Genomic DNA, 9,655 nt, shown 5'->3' on the forward strand with positions numbered 1-9,655 from the left:
CTGACCCGGGAACTGGAAACCCTGGCACTGGCCAAGAAAACCGCGCCTCCCAAACCCGTCAACCGGGCCTGGAACGCCTGACCTTCCCGGAGGTTTTCAAATGAGGCAACGAATCACTCTTCCCGGAGGTATTGCAATGAGGCAACAGGAACCCCTTGACCAGCCTTCGCTMGCGAATCTAAAGTCAAGAGAAGTGATTTTAGATCGTTGAGCCGGACATCGTGCCGAACCCCCGCCGTCCGGATCGGCAGGCCTTTCACAACAGATTCAGACCGTATTCACCCCGGATCAAAACCGGCACAGCGGAATCGAGCGGATCATGGCCAATGACGACATCGTGATCGTGGGCGGCGGCCTGGCGGGCGCCACCGCCGCCAAAACTCTGCGCACGGAGGGCTTCTCCGGGCGGATCGCGGTACTTGCCGCGGAATCCCACCCGCCATACTTGCGGCCGCCGCTGTCCAAGGACTACCTGCTGGCCAAGTCCGGCGAGGACGCCCTGCCGGTGGTTCCGGATGACTGGTACGGCGCGAACGACGTCGAGCTTCGGCTCGGCACCCGGGTCACGGGCCTGGACCCGGCCGGCAGGACCGTGGTTCTGGGCGACGGCACGCGGCTGGGCTACGCCTCCCTGCTACTCGCGACCGGGGCACGCCCGCGCAGCATCCCCCTGGCGGGCAGCGGGCTCTCCGGGGTCAGCACCTTCCGCAYGGTGGAAGACAGCCGCCGCCTGCGCGCCGCGCTCGCCGAAGGCGGCCGGAACGTGGTGATGGTCGGCTCGGGCTGGATCGGGATGGAACTGGCCGCGGCCGCGAGCAGCTACGGCAACGCGGTCACCCTGCTGGGCCTCGAAGAGGTTCCGCTGGCCGCGGMGATCGGCCCCGAACTGGGCGGCTTCTTCCGCTCGCTGCATGAGGCCAACGGCGTGCGGTTCCTGCTGCCGGCCTCGGCAGCAGAAATCACGGGCACCTCCGGGCGGGTCACCGGCGTCCGTACCGACACCGGCGAGGTTCTCCCGGCAGATCTTGTGGTCATTGCCGTGGGGGTGGTTCCGGAAACGGGGCTGGCCGAGGCTGCCGGCATCGCAGTCCGCAACGGCATCCTCACGGACGCCTCGCTGCGCACGTGGACGGCGGGGATTTTCGCCGCCGGGGACGTTGCCAATGCCCTGCACCCGTTCACCGGCGAGCACCACCGCAGCGAGCACTGGTCCAACGCCCTCAACGGCGGCAAGGTCGCCGCGCAGGCCATGCTCGGCTTTGATGCCGTGCTGGACACGGTCCCGTACTTCTACACGGACCAGTACGACGTCAGCATGGAGTATTCGGGCTTCCCGTCGCTCGTTGCCGGGCCTCCGGTGATCCGCGGCTCGCTTGCGGAGAAGTCGTTCATGGCCTTCTGGCAGCGCGAGGGGCAGGTGGTCGCCGGGATGAACGTCAACTGGCCCCGCGCCGCCAAGCCGCAAAAGGCGATCAAKGCGCTCATCGGCGCACGCGCCGCCGTCAGTCCTGCCCTCCTTGCGGATTCCTCAGTGCCGCTGGACCAACTCCTGGACTAGCTCCCGTTCAGCTCCTGCCGGACRCCTGACGCGCCACGGTGCCCGCAGTCTGGATGCTGGACTCATGCCCGGCCATGCCGGCCTGGCGTGCCCGCGCGTAGGCGCCCGGCAGCGCGGCGAGCAGGGCATCGACGTCGGCGTCGGTGGAGGAATGGCCTAAGGTGAAGCGCTGTGCGCCCCGCGCCGTATCCTCGTCCAGGCCCATGGCCAGCAGGACATGGGACGGTCTCGGAACGCCCGCGGTGCAGGCCGAGCCGGTGGAGGATTCGACGCCGGCCAGGTCCAGGAGGAACAGTAGCGAGTCGCCCTCGCAGCCGGGGAACGTGAAGTGGGCATTGCCGGGCAGCCGCCCGGGGCCCGGGGCGCCGCGCAGCACGGCCTCGGGGACGGCGTCGCGGACTCCCTCGATCAGCCGGTCCCGCAGAGCCGCGATCCGTGCGGATTCCTGGGCGAGCCGGCCAACAGCTGCTTCGGCGGCCGCGGCGAAGGCGGCGATCGAGGCGGTGTCCAGGGTGCCKGACCGCACGTCGCGCTCCTGTCCGCCGCCATGCTGGACCGGCGTCAGTTTGACCGCCCGGCCCAGAAGCAGCGCCCCGACGCCCACGGGGCCGCCGATCTTGTGCCCGGAGATGGACATGGCATCCAGGCCCGTGCCGCGGAAATCGACGGAGACCGAACCAAAGGCCTGGACGGCGTCGGAGTGCACCGGGACGCCGGCACGGTGTGCCAGCTCCACGATTTCGGCGATCGGCTGTACGGTKCCGACCTCGTTGTTKGCCCACATGACGGTCACCACGGCGATCGATGCCGGATCGCGGGACAGTTCCGCCTCCAGCGCGGCCAGTTCGACGACGCCGTCAGCGTTGACGGGCAGCCAGCAGACGTCGGCCCCTTCGTGCCGCTCCAGCCATTCCACCGCGTCCAGGACAGCATGGTGCTCGACGCCGGAGCACAGGATGCGCGTACGCGCGGGGTCCTGGGCGCGACGGGCCCAGTAGAGCCCCTTCACCGCCAGGTTGTCCGCTTCCGTGCCGCCGGAGGTGAAGATGACTTCGGAGGGGTGGGCCCCTGCCGCGGCGGCGAGCGCCTCGCGTGCGTCCTCCACGACACGACGCGCCCGCCGGCCAGAGCCGTGCAGCGACGAGGGGTTGCCGGTCCGGGACAGTTCGCGCGTCAGTGCCGCCAGAGCCTCCGGGGCAAGGGACGTGGTGGCGGCATGATCCAGATATACGGGCACACGCCAATTCTACCCGCGGCCGGGCGCCGCACCCGGGGTGTCACGATGGCAGGACCCGGGCGCAGCACTGGCCCGGCCGCGCGGCCCCCTGCGCCCTGAGGTCTTCGATGGCGAGCGCCTCCACACGACCCGGGTCGATTCCCAGTGCCGCGGAAGCCCCGGCGAGGAAGGCCCCGTTCATGGCGCAGACCACGTCCGCGTGGCCGGCGGCCAGGCGATGGAACGGGCAGTTCAACAGCAGCAGGCCCCCGCCGCCGTCGTCCGCGGGGCAGTAGCCTTGCCCCGCCAGGAAGTCCGCGAACGGGGCGGCACTGCCGGCGCCGCCGGCGGTTTCCGGCTCCCCCGCGGCGCCGGCCCCGTCCGCCGCGCGGTCCGCGGCGCGAACTGCCGCTTCGCCGGCTGACTTTCCCCTGGCCCGGGCGGCTGCGAGCAGCGCATCCCGGGGCGATCCGCCGTCGTGTATTGCAGCTTCGACMGCGGAAACCAACAGCTCCGCGGCGAGGTCATAGTGGCGGTCGGGGACCGAAGCTGCCACTTCGTCCACGGCGGTACGGTACAACTTCGCGGGCCGGCCGGAACCGGGGCCCTCCCGTCCTCCGAGCTTGCGAAACTCCGCGATCAGCAGCCCGTCGTTGACGAGCCGGTCCAGATGGAACGAGGCGGTGCTCCTGGCCAGGCCCAGGGCCTTCGCGGCATCGTCCCGGCCCACGGCGTCCGGCGCCGCGGCGACGAAGTCGAACAGCCTTCTGCGGTTCTCATCCCCCAGCGACGCGACCGCCGCAAGTCGGCGGCTCCACGCAAGTTTGGTCATGAGGCAAGGATATCTCTAAAAACAAGAATCATTGCTTAATCAGTTCGCAGCGTTCTAAAATCGGAATATCCAACTTTAGAAGGAATATGCCATGAAAGCCTCCCCAACACTCGCCACTCCGGCACAGCAGCTTAAGGCGGACCCGCATCGCCAGGCCTTCCTGTTGTTGCGGACCGTCTTTACGGTTGCGCCGATCCTGTTCGGCCTGGACAAATTCACGAACCTGCTGACCGACTGGACCATGTACCTGGCCCCCGTGGCGACCTCTGTGGTCCCCCTGCCGGCCCAGACCATCATGTACATCGTGGGCGGGGTCGAAATCCTCGCCGGCGTGCTGGTGGCGCTGCGCCCCCGCCTGGGATCGGCCGTCGTGGCTGTCTGGCTGCTGGGCATCATCATCAACCTGATCGTCCTCGGCAGCTTCTACGACGTCGCACTGCGTGACTTCGGGCTGCTCGTGGCCRCCCTGGCGCTGAACAGGCTGTCCCCGCGCAAGGCCTCAAAGGCCACAGCTACCGTGTAGGCCGCTGCGCAACGGCCCTACGCCAGGACGCGGACGGCGCGCGGAACCACCTCGATGGTCAGGGGAAGCGCGCCAATCYGCTCGCCGTCGGCGTAGGCCACGACGTTGCCGGCGGTGAGTTCCACCTTCCGGACCCGGCGCAGGTGCACGGCGGGGTGGTCCACGTGCCGGCCGGAAAACACCTTGGGGAACACGGCCAGCAGGCCGGTCCGGGACACGCGGCTGACAATGAACAGGTCCAGGAGCCCGTCGTCGAGGACGGCTCCCGGGGTGATCCTCATCCCGCCGCCGGCCAGGGACTCCAGCACCCGCTCGCAGGCCGCCGGCAGGTTGTGCCGCGGCAGGCCCAGCGCCCGGTCAACGGCCCGGGCCAGTCCGGCATAGCTGTCCTCGCACAGCAGCAGGACATCCGCCCCGGCCGCGCGGAAGTGCGCCGCGGCGTCCTTCCCGGCATGCCGCGCACGGCCAAAGGCTGCACGGGGATTGACGGCGAGGGCGATAAGAACGCGCTGAATTATGCCAGCCGCCGGGAACCATCCCGGTACACGCGCTCGTTGTTCCTCCAGCCGGTTAAACTGGCCACGTCGGGCGTCCGCGAACGGTCCGGCGTCTTCACCGCCGGCACCATCAATGAAAAGGATTTCTGTTTGACGCAGGGCAGCAGCTCGCATTACCAGGTCCTCAGGATCCCCGTGACGGCGACGGACAAGGAGATCAAGGTCGCGTACCGCAGGGCCGCCCGGCTCGCCCACCCGGACCACGGCGGCGATCCCGCAGCGTTCCGGCGCGTCACCCTMGCCTACGAGACCCTCATCGACGCAAAGCGCCGCGCAGACTACGACCGCTCCTACGGCAGCGGCCCGGGCGGGCCCTACTCGACGGCCGCCGACGACGAGGGCGCCCACTTCGATGCCCCGGCCGCGGGCAGCAGGGCTTCGGCCAATGTGCGCCGCCCCAACACGCCCCGGAATACCGCGGCGGACGCGCCCGTCTATGTTCCGCMCTTCGACCAGTTGGGCGACGGCACCGCGGTGTCGCTGATTCCCGCGGACGTGGCACGGCAGCAGGTCCACKGGATGCCCCGCAAACGCGGGATCTTCGGGGCCGAGGCCCGGATTCAGCGGGAGATGCGCACGGTKCAGCTCATCAGCCGGCAGGTACTGACCGCCATTCCGTCGGCGCGTCTKGTCAACGGACTGCAGTCTCCTGCGGATAGCAGCCACATCGACCACGCGCTCCTGGCCGGCTACCGGCTCGCAATCATCGGTTCCATGCTGCTGCCGCCCGGCGCCTATGCGTGGAACGGCAGCACATTGACACATGGCGGACGGTCCGTGGCCCCGCCCCAGCTGGCCCACGTTGTGCGCCGGATGCAGGACATTTTCCCCGAGCTCAATGTCACCGGCTGGATTGTCATCCACAGCACGGACGGCAATCTGCACCAGCCGGTCATTGACCGGCACCGCCGTGCGCCCGGCGGCCAGGGCGGCGGCTATGGGGAGAGCTCGGGGCTGGTTGAKGTGGTCAACGCCRCAGGCCTGGCCCGCGGCCTGAAGCAGTTCCTCAGTTCGGGYCCGGCGCCCAACACCGTCAACGTTCCCGTGCTGGCCCGGCTGCTGCGCGGAATGCACTAGCCCGGCTCGCTAGGATGGGACGGTGTTCCGCATCCTCTTCCACACCCCCGAAATCCCCGGCAATACGGGAAACGCCATCCGGCTGGCAGCCATCACGGGCGCCGAACTGCATCTGGTGGAGCCCTTGGGCTTTGATTTTTCCGATGCCAAGCTCCGGCGCGCCGGCCTGGACTACCATGACCTCGCCGTGGTGACAGTGCACCCGGACATCGAGGCGGCTTGGGCGGCGCTGAAGCCTGAGCGGGTGTTTGCCTTCACGTCCGACGGCGAAACCACCTATACAGACATCCGTTACCGCGCGGGGGACGTCCTGCTGTTTGGCCCTGAATCCGTGGGCCTGCCTGAGGAACTCAAGCACAGTCCCCATGTGACGTCGCGTGTCCGCCTGCCGATGCTGCCGGCCCTGCGGTCACTGAACCTTGCCAACGCGGCATCCATCGCCGTCTATGAGGCGTGGCGCCAAAACGGGTTCGCCGGGGCCAAGCTGTAACGGATCTCTTCCGACCGGCCGCGGGCCGGTCAGGGCCGGCGGCCGACCCGCAGGGAACCTCACCGGGAGCCCCCGCACGAAGAATCCCGCAGGTTCCGCCCATCCGGGCTTCCGGCTGCGCCGAATCCCTCCTGAAGGCCGAAGCGGTTCTGGAGGCGGCCGCGCGAGCGATCGCCACAGCACATMGTGGCGGGACAACCGAAGGGAGCGAGGAGCGGCCGGTGAGAACAACACATCTGGAGCGGCGCCCTGCCCACGAGGCAACGGCGGCCCGCGAGCCGCAGGCTGACCGTACTGGCCCGCGCACTGCGGCTGGCGCCTTATGCTTGGGGGTGATGGAAACTCCGAACGCCCCGAACCCCGAKGCCGCCGCCCCCGCCGGCACTTCCGCCGACATCAACAGCCGGCTCGKCAGTCTGCTGGAACTGATTGCCCAAGGCGATCAGGCAGCTTTCGCGGAATTTTACGGCCTCACCTCCCGGCGGGTATTCGGCATGGCACGCCGGGTCCTGATCGACGCCGAGCTCAGCGAGGACACCACGCAGGAAGTCTTCCTTCAGGTTTGGCAGAACGCCGCCAAGTTCAATGCCGCCGCCGGCAGCCCGCTCGCCTGGCTCATGACCATCTCGCACCGCCGCGCCGTGGACAAGGTGCGGTCTTCCCAGTCCGCCACGGACCGCGAAGCCAAGTATGGTGCCAGCAGCCAGGAGATCGAGCACGATTCCGTCTCGGACGAGGTCGGCAGCCGGCTGGAGGCCGAGGCGGTGGTCCGGTGCCTGGAGACCCTCACCGATACGCAGCAGGAGTCCGTGCGCCTGGCCTACTACGGCGGCCTCACCTACCGGGAAGTCGCCGAGCGGCTGAATGCCGCGGTTCCCACCATCAAGTCCCGCATCCGCGATGGACTCATCCGACTGAAGACCTGCCTGGGGGTGAGCTGAATTGACCGACATGAATGCACATGACCACAACCGCCTCCCCGGCGGCTTCACGGAGCACATCGCCACCGACCTGGCGTCCGGCCGCGTCGCGGATCTTGCCGAGGTCTATGCCCTCAACGCCGTCGACGGCGCCGAACGTGCCGAGATCGAGCATTTCCTCGCCTCCGCACCGGCCGCGGACCGGGATGCCTTCAACGAGCGCGTCCGGCAGGCCCGGGAGACCCTGGCCACCAGCTTCACCGCGGAGGAGGAGCCTCCGGCCGGGCTGCTGGAGCGGATCATGTCCTCTTTGCCGGCGCAGGCGGCAGGGCAGTCCCCCGCCGTCGTGCCACGCGCCGGTTCGGAGCCGCAATTGACGCCTGTGGTGCCGCACCCGGTACGCGACGCCACCGAACTTCCGGTCACTGACGAGCTCGGCGCCGCCCGCAAGCGCAGGKAGGAACGCCGCCGCCCGCAGGGCATGCGGAACTGGCTTGTCGGGGTCGCCGCCGCGGCCGTCATCGCCCTGGGCGGTGTGGGCGTCAGCGCGTATGTGGCGAACCAAAACGACCCGCTGAACCAGGTGATGCAGGCCAGCGACGTCCGGCAGGCCACTGTTGACGTCAACGGAGGCGGCACCGCCACCCTGTCGATTTCGCCGTCCAAGGACGCCGCCGTTATCAAGATGAACGGCGTTCCGGCTCCCCCGGCGGGCAAGGTGTACCAGATGTGGCTGATCCCCAAGGACGGCTCGGCCCCGGTGTCCCAGGGCCTCATGGATGCCGAAGCCTTGTCCAAGCCGGCCGTCGTCAAGGGCATTGGCTCCGCCGCGGCCCTTGGCATCACCGTGGAACCCGCGGGCGGGTCCGCGTCGCCGACCCTGCCGACCGTCGCCGCCGCACCGCTGGGCGCGTAGCAGGACAATCCAGCAGKAAATAAGAAGCCGCCCGGGCCGTGGCACCTTCGGTAGAAGGAGCCAGGGCCCGGGCGGCTTCCTGCGTCCAGCGCAGCTGGATTCAGACGCGGCTAGATGACGAGCGAGAGCAGCATGATCAGGCCGAAGCTCACCACGGAGATCAGAGTCTCCATGACGGACCAGGTCTTGAACGTYTGGCCCACGGTCAGCCCGAACAGCTCCTTGACGAGCCAGAAGCCGGCGTCGTTCACGTGCGAGAAGAACAGCGATCCTGCACCGATGGCGAGGGCCAGCAGTGCGGCGTGGGTCGGTGGCAGCGAACTGGCGAGCGGTGCCACGATCCCGGCGGCCGTCACGGTAGCGACCGTGGCCGAGCCCGTCGCCAGGCGGAGGGCGACGGCCACGATGTAGCCGAGCACGAGGACGGACATGTTGGTCCCCTCGGCCCAAGCCTTCACAGAGTCACCCACGCCCGCACCGATCAGCGTCTGTTTGAAGCCGCCACCGGCGCCGACGATCAAGAGGATCCCGGCGATGGGGCCGAGGCTCGCACTGATCCTGCTTGTGATCTTGCTGCCGTTGAGCCCGACGGCGTAGCCGAAGGTCACCATGGCCAGCAGGACGGCAAGCGTCATTGCGACGAGCGGCTGTCCGACGAAGTCGAAGAACGTTCGGATGGCCGGGGCGGTCTTGGGGTCAGGCCAGATGATGTCCATGACGGCCTTGAGCAGCATGAGCACCACGGGGAAGATGATGGTCAGCAACGTGACCAGGAAGCTCGGCGGGCGCTTGACGCCTTCCATGTCCRCGCCGTGCACGGTGTCGATGCCGCCCGCGACGGCGGGGGCGCCCACGGGCACCCACCGGGCTGCCAGTCGGGAGAAGAGCGGACCACAGATGATCACCGTGGGGATGGCGACGAGGATGCCAAGGGCCAGGGTGGTGCCCAGTTCAGCTTTGACGGCACTGATCGCGATCAGCGGCCCCGGGTGCGGCGGCACCAGGCCGTGCAGCACGGACAGGCCGGCCAGCGCCGGAATGGCGATGCGCATGAGCGGCATCTTCGAGCGCTGGGTGACCAGGACGATCACGGGCAGCAGCAGGACGAGACCGATCTMGAAGAACATCGGCAGGCCGATGATCACGGCCACGAGTGTGATCATCCAGACCAGCTTGTTGCMGGTGGCCTTGGCCAGGAGGGTGTCKACCACCCGGTTGGCGCCGCCGGAGTCGGCGAGCAGTTTGCCGAGCATCGCGCCGAGCGCGATCAGCAGGCCGACTTCCTTCAGGACACCGCCCACGCCGTCTTCGAAGTTGGCGATCACCTTGGCCGGGYCCACGCCGGCGGCGAGGCCCACGAAACCGGAGCCCAGCACCAGGGCCAGGAAGGGGTGGAATTTGAACTTGGCGATCAGTACCACGATCAGGGCGATGCCCAGACCGGCGACGATCAGTAGTTGGGTGTCGATGCCGGTCCCGGCCTCGACGGCAGCCGGAAGCTGCGTTGCTATMAGAGATTTCACAAAAATTCCTTGGTCGGCTGCGGAACGCGGGAAGGCTCAGGGC

The 9,655-nt window shown here is 68.6% G+C and carries 10 protein-coding genes; 6 read left to right on the plus strand and 4 right to left on the minus strand.

The window, feature by feature from the left end:
* The first annotated feature begins 319 nt into the window (after positions 1-319).
* Positions 320-1,558: an NAD(P)/FAD-dependent oxidoreductase gene (locus AC1DBQ_RS18735; RefSeq protein WP_476929940.1), complete on the plus strand. Its 1,239-nt coding sequence runs from the start codon at positions 320-322 to the stop codon at positions 1,556-1,558.
* Positions 1,559-1,565: 7 nt separating this feature from the next.
* Here AC1DBQ_RS18735 and AC1DBQ_RS18740 read toward each other — a convergent pair whose 3' ends face one another.
* Both AC1DBQ_RS18740 and AC1DBQ_RS18745 read right to left on the minus strand, forming a co-directional pair.
* Complete coding sequence (locus tag AC1DBQ_RS18740) at positions 1,566-2,795, minus strand: cysteine desulfurase family protein (RefSeq protein ID WP_476929941.1); 1,230 nt, start codon at positions 2,793-2,795, stop codon at positions 1,566-1,568.
* A gap of 40 nt (positions 2,796-2,835) precedes the next feature.
* Positions 2,836-3,606: a helix-turn-helix domain-containing protein gene (locus tag AC1DBQ_RS18745; RefSeq protein WP_476929942.1), complete on the minus strand. Its 771-nt coding sequence runs from the start codon at positions 3,604-3,606 to the stop codon at positions 2,836-2,838.
* 91 nt (positions 3,607-3,697) lie between these two features.
* Here AC1DBQ_RS18745 and AC1DBQ_RS18750 point away from each other — a divergent pair, with 91 nt between their 5' ends.
* Positions 3,698-4,129 carry a hypothetical protein gene (locus AC1DBQ_RS18750; protein WP_476929943.1) on the plus strand — a complete coding sequence of 144 codons (432 nt, stop codon included), beginning with the start codon at positions 3,698-3,700 and terminating at the stop codon, positions 4,127-4,129.
* Positions 4,130-4,146: 17 nt separating this feature from the next.
* Here AC1DBQ_RS18750 and AC1DBQ_RS18755 read toward each other — a convergent pair whose 3' ends face one another.
* Complete coding sequence (locus tag AC1DBQ_RS18755; RefSeq protein WP_476929944.1) at positions 4,147-4,800, minus strand: hypothetical protein; 654 nt, start codon at positions 4,798-4,800, stop codon at positions 4,147-4,149.
* On the opposite strand from AC1DBQ_RS18755, the gene AC1DBQ_RS18760 reads away from it, so the two are divergent.
* The 4 genes from AC1DBQ_RS18760 (at position 4,777) to AC1DBQ_RS18775 (ending at position 8,089) form a co-directional block, all read left to right on the plus strand.
* The gene (locus AC1DBQ_RS18760) at positions 4,777-5,763 is read left to right on the plus strand and encodes a J domain-containing protein (RefSeq protein WP_476929945.1); all 987 of its coding nucleotides are present in this window, start codon (positions 4,777-4,779) and stop codon (positions 5,761-5,763) included. The genes AC1DBQ_RS18755 and AC1DBQ_RS18760 overlap by 24 nt on opposite strands.
* Positions 5,764-5,785: 22 nt before the next feature.
* Positions 5,786-6,253, plus strand: a complete 468-nt coding sequence (locus AC1DBQ_RS18765; RefSeq protein WP_116766917.1) for a tRNA (cytidine(34)-2'-O)-methyltransferase — start codon at positions 5,786-5,788, stop codon at positions 6,251-6,253.
* A gap of 335 nt (positions 6,254-6,588) precedes the next feature.
* Positions 6,589-7,194, plus strand: a complete 606-nt coding sequence (gene sigK / locus AC1DBQ_RS18770) for an ECF RNA polymerase sigma factor SigK (protein ID WP_476929946.1) — start codon at positions 6,589-6,591, stop codon at positions 7,192-7,194.
* 10 nt (positions 7,195-7,204) lie between these two features.
* On the plus strand, positions 7,205-8,089 hold the full coding sequence (locus tag AC1DBQ_RS18775) for an anti-sigma factor (RefSeq protein WP_476929947.1): 885 nt from the start codon (positions 7,205-7,207) through the stop codon (positions 8,087-8,089).
* Positions 8,090-8,199: 110 nt separating this feature from the next.
* Here AC1DBQ_RS18775 and AC1DBQ_RS18780 read toward each other — a convergent pair whose 3' ends face one another.
* On the minus strand, positions 8,200-9,612 hold the full coding sequence (locus AC1DBQ_RS18780) for a GntT/GntP/DsdX family permease (protein WP_476929948.1): 1,413 nt from the start codon (positions 9,610-9,612) through the stop codon (positions 8,200-8,202).
* Positions 9,613-9,655 lie beyond the last annotated feature (43 nt).

The sequence above is a fragment of the Arthrobacter sp. 10T413_2 genome (genome assembly GCF_056394205.1).